Source organism: Kribbella sp. NPDC055071 (genome assembly GCF_053608045.1).
This window is the reverse complement of record NZ_JBSGUS010000001.1, coordinates 624,030-644,660: the sequence shown is the minus strand read 5'-3', so window position 1 is coordinate 644,660 and position 20,631 is coordinate 624,030. Positions and strand designations below refer to the sequence as shown.

Below are 20,631 nucleotides of genomic sequence, written 5' to 3'. Positions count from 1 at the left end.
GGTGGAACCAGGGCAGGGTCCGATCGCTCGGTCCTTTGTCTTCGCGCGATCGTGATAGCGCGCCGCCTGTCCGGGACTTCGTCGTACCGCATGTCGATGCCCAAGGCAACAGTATCTGTACGCACTACACGATTTCGTGCCCGGCGACGGCTGCGATCTGGGATCTGTGGATAACTATTTCCCTTGAAAACAAGGGGATTCCGGCTTTGGAAACTGTCGGTGGATGTGTCTAGAGTTGTCGGTATGGAGCTTCTCGGGCAACGGCCGGTGTGGTCGATGGACGGCAGCCAAACGCTGGCCACCATCGACTCCACCGACGCGCTGCTCGCCCAGCTCGAGACCTACCGCCTGCAGCTCATCGCCCACTTGGACACCCTCGGCCACGCCGAAGACGCCGGCGCCCGCGACACCGCCGAGCTCCTCGCGCTGCGCTACCGCATCGACCGCGCCCAAGCCCTCCACCAGGTTCGCCTCGCCCGCACCCTGCCCAAATACGCCGCCGTCACCGACGCACTGCCCGACCCGACCACCCCCGTCCCGGCCCCCGACGGCACCGAGGAGACCCTGCCGCCCGAGGTCCTGCTGCGCCCCGACCAGGCCGACGTCATCGTCAACGCCCTCGAGAAAGTCCCGAACACCGTCCCGGTCGAGGATCTACAGGTCGCCGAAGAACAACTCGTCGGCCTCGCCCGGATCTGCTTGCCGAGCGAACTCCGCCGAGCCGCCGCCATGGTGCGTGACCTACTCGACACCGACGGCCCTGAACCGGCCGAAGACACGGCGTCTGCCCGCGAACGCCTCCGCCTGGTCAAGGACGACCACGGCGTCAGATTCAATGGCTACCTGGCCAACGACAACGCCGAACGCCTCTGCGCCGGCATCAACACCGGCGCCCGCCCCCACCGCACCCACGACGGCGAACTCGACCCGCGCTCGCGCGAAAAGCGCCAAGCCGACGCCCTGTCCATGCTCTTGTCCATCGCCGCCGCAGCCACCGACGCCGCAGCCGTCCACACCACCAACAACACGGGCACCCAGCCCACACCCACACCCGCCGAGACCCCGCCGGCTCAGGCGTCTCCGAGCGCGGGCGACACCGGGACAGCGACGACTCCGGCAGGTCCGAGCACAACCGACACCCAACCCGCCAGCGATGCGGCGGCCACCGCAGGCACCACCCCCGAGCGCGACGACACACCCACCAGCGGTATGACGCCCACCAGCGGTATGACGCCCACGAGCGGTATGACCATCGCCGACGGCATGACGACCGGGACCACAGCGGCTCGTGGGGCAACCACCCCAGAAGAAATGACTCCCGGAGTAGCGACCCCGGACGAGGCGGCGGCCGCGACCGGGCTCGGTGCGCCGTGCGGGGTGAGCGTGGCTGACAGTTGGGTGCCGGGGTTCGGTGCGAAGGCGAACCTGGTCGTCACCATCGACTGGCAAGACCTGCAAGCAGCAACCGCCGACGCGATCGGTGACACCGTCTACACCGGCGGCCTGTCCGCGGAAACAATCCGCCGGCTGGCCTGCGACGCCAAAGTCATCCCACTCGTCCTCGGCTCGAACTCCGAACCACTAGACGTGGGCCGGTCCGAACGGCTGGTCACCCGGGCGATGCGGCGCGCCCTGAACGCCCGCGACAAAGGCTGCGTGGTCTGCGGAGCACCACCGGTGATGTGCGACGCCCACCACCTGCAGTCCTGGATCCACGGCGGCATCACCGCCGTCAGCAACCTCGCGCTCTTATGCAGAATCCATCACCGCGACCTCCACGCCGGCAAATGGGTCATCAAAATCATCGACGGCGTCGTCCACGTCAACCGCCCCTCCTGGGCCGACCCACCCTCGCGCCCACGAACCAGACCCACCCCAAACAACACCCAACAAACACCCCGCACCGCCACCCCAGAGCAACCGCCGCAGACACCGCGGACACCGGAGCCGCTGGCCACTGCCGCACGACCCGACGCCCACCCCTCAACCGCGGGACCCACACCCACACCCCACCCGAGCGAATCCGGCCTGCCCGGACGCCACGAACGCGCCGAAGTCGCCCACCCCGGCGCCGGTGGTGAACGCCATGAACCCCACGAGCCCGGCGGGGACAGTCAACCCGGTGGCGACCACGAAGGCCGCGAGCCCGGCGACGGCGGCGAACGCCACGTGCCCGGCGGGGATGGTCAGCCCGGTGGCGACCACGGACGCCACGAGCCCGGCGAGGCCGGTCAACGGCGTGACCGCGGCGAATACCGCGAGTTCGGGGACCGCAGCCAGTCCGGTGACCGTGGTGAAGGTGATGCGCGCGACGAGGGTGGAGGAGGTGGTGGCTGCGGTGGGGACGTGGTGTTGTCGGAGGAGGAGGTTCGGGCGGCGACCATGCGTACCATCTGGGGTGAGGACCCGCCCCCTGAACCGGCACCCCGGTTCACGCTCTCCGATACAGCCGGCCAGGACTTCGACCCCTGGGCCGACACCGACCCGCCCCTGGCCACAACCCGCTGACTGACACTGGCTCGGTCCTTGTCTGGGCTGCTGACCGATGCAGGACCGATCCTGGCGCAGCCCGCAGCCCGCAGCCCGCAGCCCGATGCCGGCCCGACGGAGATGGCGCCGGTTCACCCCACCGCCGACGGCGTGCCCGCACCCGCAGCGCGCGGCCCCGATGCTGTCCGCGGTCCATTGACCGATGTCGGCCGGTCGCTGTCGCTGTTGCCTGATCGAGGCCAGCGCGAGCCGGGTCGCAGTTCGCTGACTATCACCGTGTCTTGGCTGCGGCAACCACAGCGCGGTCACCACCTAGGGCGAGAAGGCGGTCGCCGGCGGGACCAGTACGTCCGCCACAGCTCGGCTCGGCCGACGGCCAAGTCAGCCGCGTGCGGCTGAGGACTCGGGGTATGGCGGTGGCCGTGCGGGCGCGGCGAGGTGGGAGGTGGTTGGCCACCGTTGCGCCCGTTCGCCGGCCGCGTGGTTGCTCGGTCTTGCAGCTGAGGTGGTGGTTCGGTCGGTGGTCTAGGTGTGCGGTTGCTGTGGTGCACGGGCAGTGGTTGCTCGCGGAGGACGGATGTTTGTCTGGCAGATCCAGTCGGCCGGAAATGAAGGGCTTACCTGCCCCAGGCGACGAGCGCTGCACCTGCGGAAGCTGCTACCTGCGGGACTGGCGCGCGACCGTGAGGTACCGATCGGAGTTGCGTCCAGCAGAGTGGTGTACGGCGGGGTGGTTTTCGGCGGGGTGGTGGCTGGCCCGGGCGTAGACGTGGGCGCGGTCACCGCGTGATTCTTCGAGGAATCGCTCACAACCCACTCGAAGAGAAGAGCACCGCGACGACCGCATCACCCAGTATCGACTCTGTCGAGTTTCTGCGCGAACATGTCGAGCAGCCCAGCCCCGGCCCGGTGCGGGAGCAGTTGGACAGGCTTATCAGCACGCTGCCGTCCGCCGACGCCGATCGGTTGGTGTGCCTGGGGGTGCGGAGGCAGGTAGCAGGCGACGGGGTGCCGCCAGACCCTTTGGACGGGAGAAGTTGCCAGGACCGACCCTCCAGGGTCAGCGGGCAGCCCGGTGTAAGCGGTGGCCGCGAGGTGCCTGACTGCCGGATTGGTGTCGAGGCTCTTCGCAACATCCATCAACACTCACCCGAGCACGCGGGCGTCGTGTCGACTCTTGAGGCGCCGGGAGGTTGACTTACGCGGCATTGCGCCACCTACGTCCGCTTCTGGGCCTCAATCCACTCCGGGAAGGTGACGCCTCGGTGAGTGGGGGGCGACGATCCTGGCGCGCCGATGAAGGGCCACCGCGCCAGGCCGCACACACACTAGGCAGCCAGCCACCCTCATCCTGTCTTTGACCTGTCACTGGCCCGAGCAGCTCAGCCAGGCACCGGCCTCCGGTTCTATCCTTCTTTACCTGTTCCTACTTCTAGTTGATCAGGGTGCCGATGCTGGTGCCGGCGGTGATGGTGGCGGCTGCGGAGGGTCTGTCTATGTCGAAGACGTGGAGGGGGAGGTCGTGGTCTCGGGCGAGGATGAAGGCTGACTGATCCATGACGCCTAGGCCGCGGTCGATGACTTCTTGGTAGGTCAGGTGGTCGAAGCGGCGGCCTTCGGGGTGTTTGTTCGGGTCGGCGTCGTACACGCCGTCGGTGCCGTTCTTCGCGACGAGGAGGGCGTCGGCACCGAGTTCGATCGCGCGCTGGACGGCGGGGTAGTCCGTGGTGGTGAAAGGCTGTCCGTTGCCGGAGGCAAGTAGGACGATCGAGCCCTTCTCCAGATGCCGGAGGGCGCGGAGCCGGATGTAGGGCTCGGCGAGGTTGTTGATCGGGACCGCCGTCATCAGGTGGACGTCGTCGGCGCCGAGCGCGGTGAGCCGGCCGCGAAGCAGGACGGCGTTGATGACCGTGCCGAGCATGCCGATGTTGTCGGCCTCGACCCGGTCGATACCCCACTCCCCGGACCGGTTCCCGCGGAAGACATTGCCGCCGCCAACGATCACCGCGACCTGAACGCCGGTCGCGTGCAGAGCGATCACCTCGGTCGCGAGGTAGGTGAGCCGATCGCTGTCGAAACCGAATTCGTGCGGACCGGCGATCGCCTGCCCGGACAGCTTGAGGACGAGCCTGCGGTACATGCCGCTCCGTTCGATCAAAGGCGGTGTTCGTTCAGGAAGCAGTTCGTTCAGGAAGCAGTTCGTTCAGGAAGCAGTTCGTTCAGGAGGGTCGTCCTGGTTCAGAAGGCGGCGATGGTCGCCGGTGCGCGCTCCGCCCGGGACAGCGCCCGGACCACAGCAGTCGGCCCATGCCGTCGTACCGACAGCCGTGCCAGCAGGTCTACCACGGACTCGGTGACACCCGCGGTGAACTCAGGCGTCGGTAACCCCGCGCTCACAGCCAGATCATCGGCGTGCACGACGATCTCCATCGTCCGCGTGAGCAGCATGTCATCGAGCGTCAGCGACCAAGGCCCCCACAATCCGATCCGTACGGCCCGGTCAGGCGTCGTACCGAGCGTCTCCCTCAGCGTCTGTACGACAGCGTCTACCCGATCCGCGAGCTCGGCAGCACCGCCGGCAGCGATCTCCTCGCCACCCGATCGGATCCGCAGGCTGATCTCGTCGTCCAGCTCCGCGTCGATCCACTCGACCCGCGCGTAATGCTCGAGCACCGGCACAGTCGGTTCGGCCGGGAGCGGCGCCGCGAGAATCTCCGGAACCGCCAGCACCTGAAACGCCAGATGCCCGGCCAGCCCACCGACGTTGAACTCCTCCAGCGCACTCGGCCGCCCCCAAGCGTCCTCGACGGCCGGCTCCCGCAACATCCCGACCACAACCTCAGCCGCCCCCAGGAACCCCTCCCGAACACCCATACCGCACATTCTTACCTGGGTGCCTCCGGCGGGCCGCGTGAGATCTCGTCGTCTGGGGGTGTCGATTTTGGTGGGGGACGCTCGACGCCTGGGTGACAGCACACCTAGTGACAGGAGATGGTCATGGAGTTGAGCGTTCACGAGTTCGTCAGCCTCGATGGGGTTATGCAGGGGCCGGGCGGGCCGGATGAGGATCGGACGGGCGGGTTCGAGCACGGCGGTTGGCTGGTACCGCACGCGGCTGAGGGGCAGCTGGACCCGGTGGACGGATGGTTCCGGGAGGCGGACGCGATCCTGCTCGGACGGTCGACGTTCGAGATGATGCGCGCGTACTGGTCGCAGGTGACGGTCGAGCCGGACAACATCGTGTCGACCGCGCTGAACACCTGGAAGAAGTACGTCGTCAGCAACACGCTGTCCGACGAGGACGCGGCCTGGGGCGACACCACTGTGCTGCGCGGAGAGGACATCGCGGAGCAGGTACGGCGGCTCAAGGGCCTGCCGGGGCGTGAGCTCCAGGTGCACGGAAGCTGGCAGCTTGTCCGGGCGCTGCACGATGCGGGACTCGTCGACACCTATCGACTGATCCAGTTCCCGGTTGTGGTCGGGACCGGGAAGCGGCTGTTCGACGCTGGTGCCGTGCCATCGACGTACAAGATCGCTTCCGGTGAGGTGCTCGGGGGCGGCGCGGGTGTGGTGTCGCTGACCTTGCGGCAGACCGGGTTCGGATCCGTGACGACCGGTGACCTGACGGTCGAGGACGGCAAAGAAGTCCTGCTCTGAAACTGTCGGCGGAGTGCCCTAGCCTCACCTGAACCGCGATTCTTTGGGGGTTCGGGCATGGATATGTTGAGTGCGAAGGCGTTGCAGGACGCTGCGTTGGAGGATTGGCGCAAGCTCGCGCAAGCGCTGCACGCGTGCTTTCTGGTGGAGTCGTTCGCTGACGCGCTCACGTTTGTGAGCGCGATCGGCGACGTGTGCGCAGAGGCCGGGCGCGATCCGGACGTACGTACCACTGGGACGTTCGTCGACGTGCGGTTGGTGACGGCCGATGCGACGTTCCGGCGGGAGGACGGCTCGCAACTCAACGGGCCAAGCGCTACCCAGACGGACGTGGAGCTCGCTCGGCGGATCAGCGAGGTTGCGCGATCACTCGGGCTCCGACCTGATCCTTCCGTGGTAGCGCAGGTGGAGATCGCCCTGGACACGGCCGATGAGGCCGAGATCGGACCGTTCTGGGCCGCCGTCCTGACCGGCAGCTCGTTCCAGGGCGGCGACGTCGACGACCCGACCGACCGCATCCCGAGCCTCTGGTTCCAACGCACGGATGAGCACGCGACACCACGCCAGCGCTTCCACCTGGATCTCTGGCTCCCACCCGAGGTCGTGCCGGACCGAATAGCCGCCGCCCTAGCCGCGGGCGGCACCATCACGTACGCCGACGAGGCTCCGTCGTTCACCGTCCTGGCGGACCCACAGGGCAACAAGGTCTGCCTCTGCACCTACCTCGACCGCGGAAAACAGGGCGCGAGCTGATCGGACTGGGTTAGAGGTCTAGGCCGCCGGAGGCTTCCAGGGTTTGGGATGTGATCCAGGACGCGTCGGGGGAGAGGAGGAAGGCGATCACCCTCGCGAGGTCTTCGGGTTCGCCGATGCGGCCGAGGGCGGTCATGGCTGCGACCGGCGGGATGAGCTCGGGGTTGCGGGCGAAGGCGTCGTCGCCGAGACGGGTCCGGGTCACGCCAGGGGCGACGGCGTTGACCCGGATTCCGCGGGCGCTCAGCTCCTTGGCGAGGTAGCGGGTGAGGACGATCTGCGCGCCCTTCACACTCGCGTAGACCGAGTATCCCGGGGAGGGGCGACTGCTGGGCAGAGCGGCCGTGCTGGTGGTGAAGACGACCGAACCGTCGGCGGCGATCAGCGGCAGCAGGGTCTGGGTCAGGAAGTACGGGCCTTTGAGATGGATGCCGATCATCTGGTCGAACAGCTCCTCGGTGGTGTCCTCGAACCTCACTGGATGCTGTCCGACGCCCGCATTGTTGACGAGGAAGTCGAACGACGTCCGCTCCCAGCGCTCGAGCACCTCGGTCAGCGAGGACTTGAACTCGCCGAAGCCGTCCGGCCGACCGACGTCGAGCGGGAGGGCGGCCGCCGTACCCCCGTCCTTCTCGATCCGTTCGACCGTCTCCCGGCCGCGTTCGGGGCTGGAGTTGTAGGTCACCACTACAGCGATACCGCGCTGGGCGAGCTCGTACGCGGCGCTCTGCCCGATGCCGGAGCTTCCGCCGGTGATCACAGCTATCTGCATGATCGTGTCATTCCTCTAAGGCGTCGTGAACAGGTACCTGTCCAGTACACGTCTGGGAATTGGCGATCCGTTAGCTCATTGCTCGCCGATACTTGCACGATCCTGCACCAGCTCAGTGCCCTCGCGGACCAGATCGGTGTCACGGCTGGGCGCTGTGCCGAACTCGCGGCGGTACTCGCGACTGAACTGCGACGGGCTGTCGTAGCCCACGGCGTACCCGGTGCTCGTCACGTCCTCGCCGAGGCCGACGAGCCGCAGCCGCGCCTCCTGCAACCGGATCTTCTTCTGGAACTGGATCGGCGTCATCGCGGTGACGGTCCGGAAGTGCCGGTGGAACGCGGAGGTGCTCATCGCGGCCATCGCCGCGAGCTCCGCGACCCGGAACGGTTCGGCGTAGTGGTCGCGGATCCAGCCGATGACCCGCGCGACGTGCGAGAGGCTGCTGTCGGCGAGCCCGATCTCGCGAACGGCCGCGCCTTGCGGGCTGCGGAGCAGTCGCCAGAGGATCTCGCGCTGGACGAGTGGGGCCAACACCGGCGCGTCCGCCGGCTCGTCGACCAAGCGCAGCAACCGGATCACCGCGTCGACGAGCTCGTCGGGCGCTCGTGCGACCGTGAGGCCTCGCACCGGCGCGCCAGGGGTCTGATCGGCCGCTTCCAGCAGGAGCGATGCGATCCGATCCGGTCGAAGCTCGAGCCCGACGCCCAGGGACGGCTCCCGCGCGGACGCCTCGACGAAATGGCCCGTCACCGGCAGGTCCACGGACACGACCAAGTAGTCCCCGGCGCCGTACTCGAAGACCTGATCGCCGAACGCGAGGCGTTTGCGCCCCTGCCCGACCAGCGCGAACGTCGGCTTGGCCAGACTCGACATCGGCGGCGTCGGCGCGTCGACCACCGACAGCGTCAAGCCGTCGATGGTCTGCTCACGCCCGTTCGCGGCGATGATGAGCGAGCCCAGCTCGGCCAGCGCTTGGTCCGTCATGCGTTCAGGCTATGACGAGGTGCACGATCAGGTCGTCCTTGAGGGTGAAGGTGAAGTCGAGGTCGACACTTCCGCCGGGGAAGTTGCCCTCGAGATGGTGTGTCGCGACGTACGTCGTTTCGTCGGATTGCCGGGCGCCCGTGAGTTCGCTGGTGTAGGTGTACTCGGTCGCGGCGTTCCCGAGCCAGGCTCGGATCTCGTCCCGGCCGCGGTAGGTCTTGCCGTCATCGGTGACGACGGCGTCCTCGGCGTACCAGCGCATTGCGGCGTCGATGTCGCGTGCGGTGTGGCCGGCGAGGTAGGTCGTGATTGCTTCAGGCAACAGGTTAGGTTTCATGGGGATCACCCTGGCGGCTCTCGGTGCGGGAGGGTCAAGGAGTTGACTCTCTCCCGGGGAGAGGGTGCAGGGTGGCGGGGTGAGTCGAGGATTGACGATCGGCGAGTTCGCGCAAGCGACACAGCTGAGCGTGCGGACGCTGCGGCGGTATCACGACAGCGGACTGCTGGAGCCGGCGTCGGTGGATGCGGTGAGCGGGTACCGGTATTACACCGCCGGACAGATCCCGTCGGCGCAGGTGATCCACCGGCTGCGGGAGCTCGACGTACCGCTTGCTGATGTCGGCAAGATCCTCGCGACGGACGATCCGCAAGCCCGGGCCGACCTCATCGCCAACCACCTGGACCGACTGCAGGCTTCACTCGACCGGACGCGGTCCGCGGTGACGGCTTTGCAGCAGTTGCTCCGGCCGGATCCCGGTGATCTCGTCGTCGAGCTGCGCTCGGAGCCGGCCCGGGTGGTTGCCGCGATCACCGACGTGGTCGACCGGGCCGACGTGCTCCACTGGTACGACGGAGCGATGGCGGAGCTCGACTCCGCCGTACCTCCCGACAAGCGGCTCGGCCCGCCCGGCGGTCACTACGACAACGCCGTCTTCACCGAAGGCCGAGGCACGCTCGTCGTCTACCGGCCGGTCGCCGTCCCACCGTCCCTCGGCCGGGTCCGCCCCGTCGAACTCCCCGCCACCGACCTCGCCGCAACCATCCACATCGGCCCCCACGACGACATCGACATCACCTACGGCCGCCTGGCCACCTGGGTCGTCAACCACACCCTCACCGTCGCCGGCCCAGTCCAGGAGACCTACACCACCGGTCCCCGCGACACCCAAGACCCAACCGCCTGGCAGACCGAAATAGCCTGGCCGGTCTTCCGCCTCACCACCTAGCCGTCCGGCGGCCGGGCGACGTAGCCCGTCTTCTCGTCGGGGGAGAAGCCACACCGCCGGTAGAATGCATGCGTCGCCGGCGTCCGCGAGCCGGTCATCAGCATGACCTTGTAGCAGCCCGCGTCCCAGGCCGCCGCGAGCGTGCCGGCCATGATCTCCTGGCCCAGCCCGCGGCCGCGGTACGACGCGTCCACGACGACGTTCTCGATCACGGCGTACGGCGAAACACCGCGAGTGAGGTTCGGGATCAGGTTGAGGTACGTCGTCGCCCGCACCATCCCGTCGACATCGAGGACGAGCAGGCGCAAGCCCGGCGTACGCAGGATCTCGTCGAACACGAGCCGGGAGCGGTCGGCCGGCACGACCGGGTCCTTCGGGTGGAGCTGTCCGTAGAGGCCCAGGATCGCCTCGAAGTCACCGGCCTCGGCCTCGCGGACGCTATGAGGCATCGAGGAAGGTTGTGACTACGTCGTGGACGAGGTTGGTCCGGGACAGGCCGTTGAAGTGGGTGGTGCCGGGGAAGATGGCCAGTTGGGAGGCGGGGACGCCGGTGAAGTCGCCGTTCACGTCGCCACCGCGGAGTTGGAGGAAGCGGACGGCGTGGGAGAGCTTGACCGCGTCGCAGTCGCCGAAGGTGAGCAGCGTAGGTGCCGCGATCCCGCGGATGTCGTCCTCGGACCAGCCCGGACCGGCTTCGTAGCCGCTCAGCTTGGTGAGCAGGGTCTGCAGGTGATCCAGGTCGGGGTGCGGCGACTTCGCGAGGTATTCGGCCTCCATCGGCGTACCGGCGATCATCTCCACCTTCATGTCGCCCATCGCCTCCTCGTTCCCGCCGTGTTGCCCGTCGGGCGAGAAGGACACCGACGAGATGACCGCCTTGCGGACCAGCTCCGGATGCTTGATCGCCAGCTGCAGCGCGACCGCGCCCCCGATGCTGAACCCGAACAGATCCACCTGCGGTACGTCGAGCTCCGTCAGCAACCCGATCACATCCGACACCAGGCCGTCTGTGCTCAGGGGGCGGTCGACATCGTTGGTGTACCCGTGTCCCTGGAAGTCGGTCGCGATGACCTGCCGATTCTCCGACAGCCCCGCCAGCAACGGACCGAACTGCAGGTCGATGTTGAACAACCCGCCGTGCAGCAGCACCAGCGGCGTACCGCCCGCGCCGTGGATCTCGTAGTACATCTTCAGGCCGTTGACGTCGGCGTACCCGGTTTGCTTGCTCACACAACCCCCACCAAGAGACAGAACGGATGCCCGGCCGGGTCGGCCAGTACATAGAGCGGTTCAGAATCCTCGGACGTCCGATCGAACAGCAACCGCGCGCCGAGCTCCTCGGCACGCTGCCGGTGCCGATGCAGGTCCTCGACAGACGGTACGGCGTAGTCGAGATGCATCTGCTTCGGTACGCCGTCGTCCGGCCACGTCGACGCGGGCAGCACCTCGACCTGCTGAATCGCGAGCTGCCGGTTCCCGTCGTCGTCCACCAGGACCAGCCAGTCGGCGTCATCGACTCCTTCGGCCGGCGGTTCGTCACCGTCGCGATATCGCAACCCGAGCAGCACTCGATAGAACTCAGCCAACCCTCGCGCGTCCGTGGTGTCCAGCGCGGTATGCATCAGCCGCGGATACGTCGCCATTCCCATCCCTCCCGTCAGCCGTCTACCCGGAACAAACTAGCTCTATGACGACCTTGCGGTGGCATGGCACGATTCTGGGATGAGGGGTACTGCGACGGACGAGCAGCGGCTGGGGGACCTCGCGCGGTTGCGGCGGGTGAAGGACCGGATCGACCGGGAGTACGCGCAGCCGTTGGACGTCGACGCGCTGGCGCGTGGTGCGCACATGTCGTCGGGGCATTTGAGCCGTGAGTTCAAGCGCGCCTACGGAGAGTCGCCGTACGGGTATCTGATGACCCGCCGGATCGAGCGGGCGATGTCGCTGCTGCGGATCGGGGACCAGAGCGTGACCGACGTGTGTTTCGCGGTCGGGTGCCAGTCGCTCGGCACGTTCAGCACCCGGTTCGCCGAGCTGGTCGGGATGCCGCCGAGCGTCTACAAGGAGCGCGCGGCCGAGTCGACCCTCGGCATCCCGTCGTGCGTGGCGAAACAGGTCACGCGACCGGTCAGGAATCGAGAAGCATCCCCGACGACCAGCACGTAGCGTGACGCCCATGGATATCACCATTCATTCGAGCTTCCTGCCGCAGAGCGACCCCGAGGCCGCCCTGGCGTTCTACCGCGACATCCTCGGCTTCGAGGTCAGAGGCGACGTCGGGTACGGCGGAATGCGCTGGATCACCGTGGGTCCGCCGGACCAGACCGACACGTCGATCGTGCTGTACCCGCCCGGTGCCGACCCGGGGATCACCGAGGACGAGCGCCGTACCATCGCCGAGATGATGGCCAAGGGCACCTTCGCCACCATCGTGCTGGCGACCAAGGACATCGACGGCTTGTTCGAGCGGTTGCAGGCCACCGACGCCGAGGTCATCCAGGAGCCGACCGATCAGCCGTACGGCGTGCGCGACTGTGCCTTCCGTGATCCGTCCGGGAACCACATCCGGATCAATCAGGTCGCCTGATGAGTAAGAGCCAGCAGTCGACCGAGCATGTTGCCGACAGCCACGATCTGATCCGCGTGACCGGCGCCCGGGTGAACAACCTGAAGGACGTCAGCGTCGAGATCCCGAAGCGCCGGCTGACGGTCTTCACCGGGGTGTCGGGCTCCGGTAAGAGCTCCTTGGTCTTCGGCACGATCGCGGCCGAGTCGCAGCGGCTGATCAACGAGACGTACAGCGCGTTCGTGCAGGGCTTCATGCCGTCGCTGGCCCGCCCGGAGGTCGACGTACTGGACGGTCTCACCACCGCGATCCTCGTCGACCAGGAGCGGATGGGCTCGAACCCGCGCTCCACCGTCGGCACCGCGACCGACGCGAACGCGATGCTGCGGATCCTGTTCAGCCGGATCGCGACACCGCACATCGGCCCGCCGACGGCGTACTCGTTCAACGTCCCCCGGCGCGTCGCGACCGGCTCGATGACCGCCGACAAGGGCGCCGGCGAGCGGAAGGTCGTGCGCGAGGCCGTCTACGCGGGCGGTATGTGCCCGCGCTGCGAGGGCATGGGCTCGGTCACCGATTTCGACCTGACCGCCCTGTACGACGAGAACAAGTCGCTCAACGAGGGTGCGCTGACGATCCCCGGCTACAGCATGGAGGGCTGGTACGGACGGATCTTCCGCGGTTCCGGGTACTTCAACCCGGACAAGCCGATCAAGAAGTACACCAAGAAGGAACTGCACGACCTGCTGCACCGGGAGCCGACGAAGATCAAGGTCGAGGGCATCAACCTCACCTACAGCGGGCTGATCCCTGCGATTCAGCGGTCGTTCCTGTCCAAGGACGTCGAGGCGATGCAGCCGCACATCCGCGCGTTCGTGGAGCGCGCGATCACGTTCACGGTCTGTCCCGACTGCGGCGGGACGCGGCTGAGCCAGGACGCGCTCAGGTCGAAGATCAAGGGCAAGAACATCGCGGACCTGTGCTCGATGCAGATCAGCGACCTGGCCGCGTGGGTGCGCGGGCTGAAGGAGCCTTCGGTCGCGCCGCTGGTGAACGCGCTCGGCGATGCGCTCGATGCGTTCGTCGACATCGGCCTCGGGTATCTGTCACTCGAGCGCCCGGCCGGCACGTTGTCCGGCGGCGAAGCGCAGCGGACCAAGATGATCCGCCACCTCGGCTCGTCGCTCACCGACGTGACCTACGTCTTCGACGAGCCGACGATCGGCCTGCACCCGCACGACATCCAGCGGATGAACGACCTGCTGCTGCAACTGCGGGACAAGGGCAACACAGTTCTCGTGGTGGAGCATAAGCCGGAGACGATCGCGATCGGGGATCACGTCGTCGACCTCGGTCCTGGCGCGGGATCGGGCGGAGGCGAGGTCGTCTTCGAGGGGACGGTCGACAAGCTGCGCACCAGCGGGACCCTGACCGGGCGGCACCTCGGCGACCGGACCGCGGTCAAGCCGACCGTGCGCGAACCGTCCGGCGCGCTGGAGGTCCGCGGCGCCTCGACGAACAACCTGCGGAACGTCGATGTCGACGTACCGCTCGGTGTCCTGGTCGTTCTGACCGGCGTGGCCGGGTCGGGCAAGAGCTCGCTGGTGCGGGGGTCGATCGAGGACCGCGAGGGTGTCGTGTCGATCGGCCAGGGCGCGATCCGTGGGTCACGTCGGAGCAACCCGGCGACGTACACCGGGCTCCTCGAACCGATCCGGAAGGCGTTCGCGAAGGCGAACGGGGTGAAGCCTGCGCTGTTCAGCGCGAACTCCGAGGGCGCGTGCCCGGCCTGCAACGGTGCCGGCGTGATCTACACCGACCTCGGCGTGATGGCGACGGTCGAGTCGCCGTGTGAGGAGTGCGAGGGGAAGCGGTTCCAGGCGGCGGTGCTGGAGTACACGTTCGGCGGGAAGAACATCGCCGAGGTGCTCGCGATGCCGGTGGCCGAGGCGGTCGAGTTCTTCGGCGAGGGTGACGCTCGTACGCCGGCCGCCCACAAGATCCTCGAACGCCTGGCCGACGTCGGGCTCGGGTACCTGAGCCTCGGTCAGCCGCTCACCACGCTGTCCGGCGGCGAGCGGCAGCGGCTCAAGCTGGCGACGCACATGGGGGAGACCGGCGGGATATACGTCCTCGACGAGCCCACCACCGGACTCCATCTGGCCGACGTCGAGCAGCTGCTCGGGTTGCTGGACCGCCTTGTCGACGGCGGCAAGTCGGTGATCGTGATCGAGCACCACCAGGCTGTGATGGCGCACGCCGACTGGATCATCGACCTCGGCCCCGGCGCCGGCCACGACGGCGGCACGATCGTCTTCGAAGGAACCCCGGCGGCGTTGATCGCCAAGCCGAAAACGCTGACCGGCAAGCACCTCGCCGAGTACGTCGGCTGATGCGGTCGGGACGCTTCGAGGTCTGCTCAGGTTGGGCTTCGAAGCGGTCAGGAATCGAGAAGCAGACGGGGTGTCGGGCCGAATAGTGTGACTATCAGTAAGCAATTCGGCCCATCAGTTTGGAGTAGTGCGATGACTTCCACGCTAGGCATCAAGACCGTTCTGCACCCGGTGACCGACCTCGACAAGGCCAAGGCCGTGTACGTCGCTCTCCTCGGCATGGAGCCGACCACGGACTCGCCGTACTACGTCGGTTTCGAGGCGGAAGGCCAGCAAATCGGACTGGTTCCGAACTCCGGCCTGACCTCGCCGGTCGCGCACTGGCACGTCGCCGACATCGAGGCGAAACTGGCCGAGGTCACCGAGGCGGGCGGTACGGTCAAGCAGTCGCCGCGCGATGTCGGCGGGGGACGACTGGTGGCGACGTTCACCGATCTGGATGGCAACGTGCTCGGGCTGATCCAGGATTCGTAACGCTCAGTGATGGGGGAGGCGGTCTCGCCTCCCCTTGCGGGGTACCCGTTCCTTGCCGGGTGGACATAACCTGGATGGGTGGTGGGGACCGAAGTGCGGGTGGGGGCCGGCGCGTCGCGCGTGCGGCGGTACGGCGTGACGGCAGTGGCCGGGTTGTTGCCTTGGGCATGGTTCCTGGTGCGCGACCGGCTTGGCGTGGTGACCGACGTACTGGCGATTCTGCTGCCGGCTCTCGCGGTGATCACCTTCCTGGTCGTTGGCTTCTTCGGGCGGCGACATCGGGCGGCCGTTCTGTTTGCGGTGTCCGCGTTGCTGGTCGGGGTCGTGGGGACCGTCGCGCCGTGGATACCGCACGGGTCGGGCACGGTCGACCAGACGCGGGCGGTCCGGATCGCGGCGGCGAACATCGGTTCCGGCGAGCTGGACGCTGCGGACAACCTGTTGGCGCTGAACGCCGACGTACTTGTGGTCTCCGAGATCGGTCAGCCGCTGACCGCGCGCCTGTCCGAGTCGTATCCGGTGCAGGTGTCGGATTGGAACGGGCCATCGGTGGGCGTCTTCAGCCGGTGGCCGATGACGGTGATCGAGAAGCCCGGACCGGATCTGCCCGGGTTCGTACTGCGGGTGCAGGCGCCGTCGGGGGAGTTCGATCTGATCGCCGCGCACGTGCCGCGTCCGTGGTGGACGTCAGGCGAGTCGACGTACCGATCGAAGATGGACAACGGGAACAGTTACGAGACGACCGTCGCCGGACATCACCGGCTGATCGAGCAGATCGCGGCCCGGGTCGCCCGCTCCGACCGCCCGGTCGTCGTCGCCGGCGACCTCAACACAACCGACCGCGGGCGCGACTACCGCGTCCTCACCAACCGCCTCCACGACGCAATGCTCGACACCTGGGGCAGCCCCTCCCAGATCGGCAGATGGTCGGCCCTCTTCGTCCGCATCGACCACATCTTCGTCACACCCGGCTGGTGCTCCGACAACGCCACCCACTACCCCGTCCCAGCCTCAGACCACCACGGCATCCGCACCACCATCGGCCCCTGCGCCCAGTAACCCTCAGATCCAGTAGCGTCGGGTGGGTGCATTTCAGGGAGTACGACACGCGGGTGGCGGGGTATGCGCGGATTGTTGATGAAGAAGAGCGGGTGTTGTTGACCTGGTTTGTGGGGAATGACCGGTCGACGGCGGGGTGGTCGTTGCCGGGGGGTGGGGTTGAGTTCGAGGAGACTGTGCAGGAAGCGGTGGTGCGGGAGGTCTTCGAGGAGACCGGTTATACGGTCGACCTCGGGGAATTGATCGCCGTACACAGCTTCACTGTCCAGGGTCCGGAGGCCGGCCCGCGCCCGTACAAATCGGTCCGGATCATCTTCGCGGCGACGGTGACCGGCGGGACGCTCGGGACCACGGAGGTTGGCGGTACGACGGAGTTCGCGCGATGGATCCCGCTCGCCGAGGTGAAATCGCAGCCGTCGCGCGCCGACATCATCGACGTCGCGCTCAACCTCTAGCGGGCACCAGGCAGAACTCGTTGCCGTCAGGATCGGTCATCGCCACGCGCCCGGCCGAGTCCTCGGATGTGCGCGTGGCGCCGAGCGAGACGAGCCGGTCAACCTCGGCCTGGACGTCACCATCGACCGGCGTGAGGTCGAAGTACAACCGGTTCGGGCCGACCTTGGGCCCGACCGGCGGACCGCCCCAGCTGATGATCGGTCCGCCCTGCGTCGACCGGACCGCGGTCTCCTCATCCTGATCCCACACCAGCGGCCAGCCCAGCGCCTCGCTCCAGAAGTACCCGACCTGCTGCGAACCATCGCCCACCAGGCAGCCGAAGAACCCGCACTCGGACAGGAAGTTGTTCCACGGCTCGATCACGCAGAACTCGTTGCCCTCGGGATCAGCGAGTACGACGTGATCCGCGTCCGGACCCTGACCGATGTCGAGGTGCCGGCCGCCGAGCTCGAGCACTCGTGCCACCGTCTTCTGCTGGTCCTCGAGTGACGAGCTGGTGAGATCGAAGTGCATCTGGTTCGGACGGGTCTTCGGCTCGTGATTGGCGACAAAGCGCAGCTCGAAACCCGTGTCGTCGTTCGGGACCAGTACGACGCCGTCGCGCGTCTCCCAGCCGAAGACGCCGGACCAGAACCGTGCGAGTCGCTCAGGATCGTGTGCACCGAACGACAGCGTCTGGGGTTGAGAAGTCATCAGCCCTCCAGTCTGAGGACTGTCACGCTAGGGCGCGCGCCGATCACCCCGCAACGCAATTACCTACCGCTGAAGTGGGCGAGGCTCGTGATCAGACGGTCCGCGATGTCGGGTGGCCAGGGGAACGACGGAGCAGACAGCCGCTGATGGGCCAACCCGTGCAGACCGAGCCACAACGCGACCGCATCAGCCGCGGGATCGTTGCTCGTGGCAACGCCGGTGTCCACACACGCGGCGAATGCGTCGGCGATCAGCTGCACGCACTCCTGTCCGAGCGCGGACATGTCGTCCTGCGTCAACGAACTCGACCCCAGATCCGGCACCCAGACTCCGCCGAACATGATCCGGTAGCGGCCTGAATGGGCCGGCGCGTACTCCAGGTAAGCGGTGCAGATCGCGAGTAGCCGGTCCCGCGGGCCGGTTGCGGCGTCCGCCGCGGACCGCAGTACGGCGGCGAGTTCGTCGTACGCGTTGGTCAGGACGGCCAGCATGATCGCGGGCTGATCGGGGAAGTGGCGGTAGATCGACGGTGCGGCGATGCCGAGCCGGCGGGCGACCGAGCGCAGGGTGATGGCGCCCGGATCACCGGTCTCGTCGAGCAGCTCGGCCGCGGCCGCCACGATCTCGTCCCGCAGCCGGGCGCCTTCTCCCCGCGGGTTGCGGGCGCGCGGCGGTTCACTCTTGGTGGACATGACCGTAAGCATACGGCAGGAAACTTACGGGTGTTAGCTCTTGCATCCGGTCATGTTACGTCCGTATGCTTACAGGCGTTAGCTCAACAACATCGTCGGAGTGAGGCGGACCATGAACACCACCATCAGCACCACCGAGGTCGTACTGCCGGGGAAGGTCGCGGCCGAAGGCCTGCAGTTCCGTACTCGCGAGCTCCCGGCGCCGGCCGCGGCCCAGGTCACGCTGAGCATGGACGCGACCGGCGTCTCGTTCGCCGAGCAGCAGATGCGGCTCGGCAAGTACTTCAACCAGCCGCCGTTCCCGTTCGTGCCTGGGTACGACGTCGTCGGCACGGTCACCACGGTCGGCGCCGGCGTAGACCCCGCGATGATCGGACGCCGGTTCGCGGCGGTCACCAAGATCGGCGGTTGGGCCAGCGCACTGACACTCGACGCGGCCGATCTCGTCGCCGTACCGGATGGTGTCTCCGCAGCGGCCGCGGAGACTGTGGTGGTCAACGGCGTCACTGCCTGGCAGATGCTGTTCCGCAAGACCAAGGTGGAGCGCGGCGGCACGATCGTCGTACTGGGCGCGAACGGCGGAGTCGGATCCACACTCGTGCAACTGGCCAGGCACGCCGGGATCACGGTGATCGGTACGGCGGCGGAACGTCATCACGATGCGCTGCGTGCGTTGGGTGCGATTCCGGTCGACTACCGCGACCCGGAGCTGTATCAGCGGATCCGGGAGATCGCACCGGACGGCGTGGACGCGGTGTTCGATCACGTGGCCGGCGCCGGCCTCGTGGAGTCGTGGCGGCTGCTGCGCCGCGGCGGGACGCTGGTGTCGTACGGTACGGCGGCGCTGAAGGACACCGAGGGTTCGTCGCAGCTGCCGATCCTCAAGGTGATCGGGCGGCTGGCGTTGTGGAACTATCTGCCGAACGGCAAGAGCGCGCTCTTCTACAACTTCTGGGCGGGAAACCGCCGGCTGAACACGTTCCGCGCCCGGCTCCGCGAAGACCTCACCCAGGTGCTGCAACTGGTGGCTGACGGCGTACTGCGCCCTCAGATCGCGGCCGAGTTCCCGCTGTCCGACACCCGCTCAGCCCTGGCGCTCGCCGAGTCCCGCACGGTCGCGGGCAAGGTCATCATCATTCCTGACCGGTAGAGAGGGCGCTTACTTGCTTGAGGAAGACGATGCCGTCGAACGCGTCGAGGTTGGCTGGATCCAGCGGGACGTACGCGTAGTCGTTCGACTTCCGCGTGGTCACCTTAGGCAGAGCGCCGGTGTCCACGAGCGCTCGGTCCCAGGGGAGTGTTGAGAGGACGCCTTCGAGTGTGTCCGCGGCTGGGATGTCGTCGGCGACCGTACCGAAGTCTGACGCGAGGCAGGCGTAACGATCGCCGAGGTGCGCAGCGATGATCGCGCCCGCGCTCCACCACTCCAGCTCTTGCTCGCCGAACTGCATGACGCTCTTCGCCCGCTGCAGATGGAGGTTGTGGCAGAACACCAGCGCGGGACCCTGATCGGCGATGGCCCGCACGTTGGCAGCCATGATCGCGTCGCGGATACCTGACAGGCGGCCGATCCGGGCCGGTGATGTGTCGGCCAGCCAACGCTGGTAGCGCAGGAGGCCAACGGCTGTACGCCCGTACAGCTCCGCGCGTTCTCTGTCCTTTGCACTCAGCCGCGGCGCCTGGATCTCGAGCAGCGTCACCAGGTCGTCGGCGATCAGCCGCAGTTGCTGGGCGTCGGCGGATTGACCGATCGACTGAGTCGGGTCCATTACTGTGGCCTCGTTCGACCAGCGGTCGTCTGGGCCGAGCAGGGTGTCGAGCTCTTCCGGGGTGCAGGGGAGCGGGCCGTCGAGGAGTTCGATCAGAGAGGTCAGTGCCTCGCGCGGGCTCTCGGCCCAGTACTCCAACGGGCCGTCGAATCCGAAGAACCGGAGCTTGTCCTCGTGTTCCTCGTTGTACGCGCGCATCCACCGCACGAGCTCGCGATTGGCCGGACTCGTCCCGAACCGGTGGCTGAACCCACGCTCCATCACCTCGTCCAGCGTGCCGACGCCGGTAGCGACGTACTCATCGACGATGAGTCCCTTGAGACAGTCACTCTCGAGGGCGAACGACCGGTAGCCCTCGTTCTCGACCAGGTGCCGAAAGACGTCGTTCCGCAGGTCGCCTAGTTCGCCCACAAAATGCCTGGCCTCACCCAGCCCGAGCAACACAGGCTGGGTGCCTCGCGATCGGAGAAAGTCGGACACGGCCGGACCATCAACTGGGCGCGCACTCTCCTCGATATCCATGCCTTAAACGATATCGTTGAAGTTCTCACTGTAAGCTTTGTCGTGCTCTGATTGCTCAGGTGTAACGAGAACCCTCAATTCGTAGTGGAATCTCGCGCGGCCGGCCGGCCGGCGGGCGGCGGTTA

General features: G+C 67.3%; 22 protein-coding genes. 11 read left to right on the top strand and 11 right to left on the bottom strand.

Going from position 1 to position 20,631, the window contains the following annotated elements; translation table 11 throughout:
• The first annotated feature begins 243 nt into the window (after positions 1-243).
• Positions 244-2,508, top strand: coding sequence for a DUF222 domain-containing protein (locus ACWF4Z_RS03090; protein ID WP_452241249.1), 2,265 nt, complete (start codon positions 244-246; stop codon positions 2,506-2,508).
• Positions 2,509-3,922: 1,414 nt separating this feature from the next.
• Here ACWF4Z_RS03090 and pyrH read toward each other — a convergent pair.
• Positions 3,923-4,630, bottom strand: a complete 708-nt coding sequence (pyrH, locus tag ACWF4Z_RS03085; RefSeq protein ID WP_452241248.1) for a UMP kinase — start codon at positions 4,628-4,630, stop codon at positions 3,923-3,925.
• Positions 4,631-4,728: 98 nt separating this feature from the next.
• On the bottom strand, positions 4,729-5,364 hold the full coding sequence (locus tag ACWF4Z_RS03080) for a maleylpyruvate isomerase N-terminal domain-containing protein (RefSeq protein ID WP_452241247.1): 636 nt from the start codon (positions 5,362-5,364) through the stop codon (positions 4,729-4,731).
• A 123-nt stretch (positions 5,365-5,487) separates the two neighbouring features.
• Between ACWF4Z_RS03080 and ACWF4Z_RS03075 the strand changes: the two genes are divergently transcribed.
• Both ACWF4Z_RS03075 and ACWF4Z_RS03070 read left to right on the top strand, forming a co-directional pair.
• Complete coding sequence (locus ACWF4Z_RS03075; protein ID WP_452241246.1) at positions 5,488-6,147, top strand: dihydrofolate reductase family protein; 660 nt, start codon at positions 5,488-5,490, stop codon at positions 6,145-6,147.
• Between the two features lie 57 nt (positions 6,148-6,204).
• Positions 6,205-6,900, top strand: a complete 696-nt coding sequence (locus tag ACWF4Z_RS03070; protein ID WP_452241245.1) for a VOC family protein — start codon at positions 6,205-6,207, stop codon at positions 6,898-6,900.
• A 10-nt stretch (positions 6,901-6,910) separates the two neighbouring features.
• Here ACWF4Z_RS03070 and ACWF4Z_RS03065 read toward each other — a convergent pair whose 3' ends face one another.
• The 3 genes from ACWF4Z_RS03065 to ACWF4Z_RS03055 form a co-directional block, all read right to left on the bottom strand.
• Complete coding sequence (locus tag ACWF4Z_RS03065; RefSeq protein WP_452241244.1) at positions 6,911-7,672, bottom strand: SDR family NAD(P)-dependent oxidoreductase; 762 nt, start codon at positions 7,670-7,672, stop codon at positions 6,911-6,913.
• Positions 7,673-7,747: 75 nt separating this feature from the next.
• Complete coding sequence (locus ACWF4Z_RS03060) at positions 7,748-8,656, bottom strand: AraC family transcriptional regulator N-terminal domain-containing protein (protein WP_452241243.1); 909 nt, start codon at positions 8,654-8,656, stop codon at positions 7,748-7,750.
• 4 nt (positions 8,657-8,660) lie between these two features.
• Positions 8,661-8,993 carry a nuclear transport factor 2 family protein gene (locus ACWF4Z_RS03055; protein ID WP_452241242.1) on the bottom strand — a complete coding sequence of 111 codons (333 nt, stop codon included), beginning with the start codon at positions 8,991-8,993 and terminating at the stop codon, positions 8,661-8,663.
• Positions 8,994-9,072: 79 nt separating this feature from the next.
• Here ACWF4Z_RS03055 and ACWF4Z_RS03050 point away from each other — a divergent pair, with 79 nt between their 5' ends.
• A complete protein-coding gene (locus tag ACWF4Z_RS03050) occupies positions 9,073-9,882 on the top strand; it encodes a MerR family transcriptional regulator (RefSeq protein ID WP_452241241.1) in 810 nt (269 codons plus the stop codon).
• Here ACWF4Z_RS03050 and ACWF4Z_RS03045 read toward each other — a convergent pair.
• From ACWF4Z_RS03045 to ACWF4Z_RS03035, 3 genes are read right to left on the bottom strand one after another with little or no spacing between them, the layout of a single operon-like run.
• A complete protein-coding gene (locus tag ACWF4Z_RS03045) occupies positions 9,879-10,331 on the bottom strand; it encodes a GNAT family N-acetyltransferase (RefSeq protein ID WP_452241240.1) in 453 nt (150 codons plus the stop codon). The genes ACWF4Z_RS03050 and ACWF4Z_RS03045 overlap by 4 nt on opposite strands.
• A complete protein-coding gene (locus tag ACWF4Z_RS03040; protein WP_452241239.1) occupies positions 10,321-11,112 on the bottom strand; it encodes an alpha/beta fold hydrolase in 792 nt (263 codons plus the stop codon). The genes ACWF4Z_RS03045 and ACWF4Z_RS03040 overlap by 11 nt, the downstream gene beginning before the upstream one ends.
• Positions 11,109-11,525 carry a VOC family protein gene (locus ACWF4Z_RS03035; protein ID WP_452241238.1) on the bottom strand — a complete coding sequence of 139 codons (417 nt, stop codon included), beginning with the start codon at positions 11,523-11,525 and terminating at the stop codon, positions 11,109-11,111. Before ACWF4Z_RS03035 ends, ACWF4Z_RS03040 begins: the two co-directional genes overlap by 4 nt.
• A 79-nt stretch (positions 11,526-11,604) precedes the next feature.
• Between ACWF4Z_RS03035 and ACWF4Z_RS03030 the strand changes: the two genes are divergently transcribed.
• From ACWF4Z_RS03030 to ACWF4Z_RS03005, 6 genes are all read left to right on the top strand, one after another.
• The gene (locus ACWF4Z_RS03030) at positions 11,605-12,048 is read left to right on the top strand and encodes a helix-turn-helix transcriptional regulator (protein WP_452241237.1); all 444 of its coding nucleotides are present in this window, start codon (positions 11,605-11,607) and stop codon (positions 12,046-12,048) included.
• A gap of 10 nt (positions 12,049-12,058) precedes the next feature.
• Positions 12,059-12,469 (top strand): VOC family protein, encoded by a 411-nt coding sequence (locus ACWF4Z_RS03025; RefSeq protein ID WP_452241236.1) that lies wholly within the window; start codon positions 12,059-12,061, stop codon positions 12,467-12,469.
• A complete protein-coding gene (locus ACWF4Z_RS03020; RefSeq protein ID WP_452241235.1) occupies positions 12,469-14,841 on the top strand; it encodes an ATP-binding cassette domain-containing protein in 2,373 nt (790 codons plus the stop codon). The genes ACWF4Z_RS03025 and ACWF4Z_RS03020 overlap by 1 nt, the downstream gene beginning before the upstream one ends.
• A 132-nt stretch (positions 14,842-14,973) precedes the next feature.
• The gene (locus ACWF4Z_RS03015) at positions 14,974-15,315 is read left to right on the top strand and encodes a VOC family protein (protein ID WP_452241234.1); all 342 of its coding nucleotides are present in this window, start codon (positions 14,974-14,976) and stop codon (positions 15,313-15,315) included.
• Between the two features lie 78 nt (positions 15,316-15,393).
• Positions 15,394-16,374, top strand: a complete 981-nt coding sequence (locus ACWF4Z_RS03010) for an endonuclease/exonuclease/phosphatase family protein (RefSeq protein ID WP_452241233.1) — start codon at positions 15,394-15,396, stop codon at positions 16,372-16,374.
• Positions 16,375-16,400: 26 nt separating this feature from the next.
• On the top strand, positions 16,401-16,829 hold the full coding sequence (locus ACWF4Z_RS03005; protein ID WP_452241232.1) for an NUDIX hydrolase: 429 nt from the start codon (positions 16,401-16,403) through the stop codon (positions 16,827-16,829).
• On the opposite strand, the gene ACWF4Z_RS03000 is transcribed toward ACWF4Z_RS03005, so the two are convergent.
• Both ACWF4Z_RS03000 and ACWF4Z_RS02995 read right to left on the bottom strand, forming a co-directional pair.
• Positions 16,819-17,523, bottom strand: coding sequence for a VOC family protein (locus tag ACWF4Z_RS03000; protein ID WP_452241231.1), 705 nt, complete (start codon positions 17,521-17,523; stop codon positions 16,819-16,821). The genes ACWF4Z_RS03005 and ACWF4Z_RS03000 overlap by 11 nt on opposite strands.
• 59 nt (positions 17,524-17,582) lie before the next feature.
• Positions 17,583-18,215: a TetR/AcrR family transcriptional regulator gene (locus ACWF4Z_RS02995; protein WP_452241230.1), complete on the bottom strand. Its 633-nt coding sequence runs from the start codon at positions 18,213-18,215 to the stop codon at positions 17,583-17,585.
• A gap of 112 nt (positions 18,216-18,327) precedes the next feature.
• Between ACWF4Z_RS02995 and ACWF4Z_RS02990 the strand changes: the two genes are divergently transcribed.
• Positions 18,328-19,365: a medium chain dehydrogenase/reductase family protein gene (locus ACWF4Z_RS02990; protein WP_452241229.1), complete on the top strand. Its 1,038-nt coding sequence runs from the start codon at positions 18,328-18,330 to the stop codon at positions 19,363-19,365.
• Here ACWF4Z_RS02990 and ACWF4Z_RS02985 read toward each other — a convergent pair.
• Entirely contained in the window at positions 19,349-20,506 is a 1,158-nt protein-coding gene (locus tag ACWF4Z_RS02985) for an erythromycin esterase family protein (protein ID WP_452241228.1), read from the bottom strand. The genes ACWF4Z_RS02990 and ACWF4Z_RS02985 overlap by 17 nt on opposite strands.
• Between the last annotated feature and the right edge of the window lie 125 nt (positions 20,507-20,631).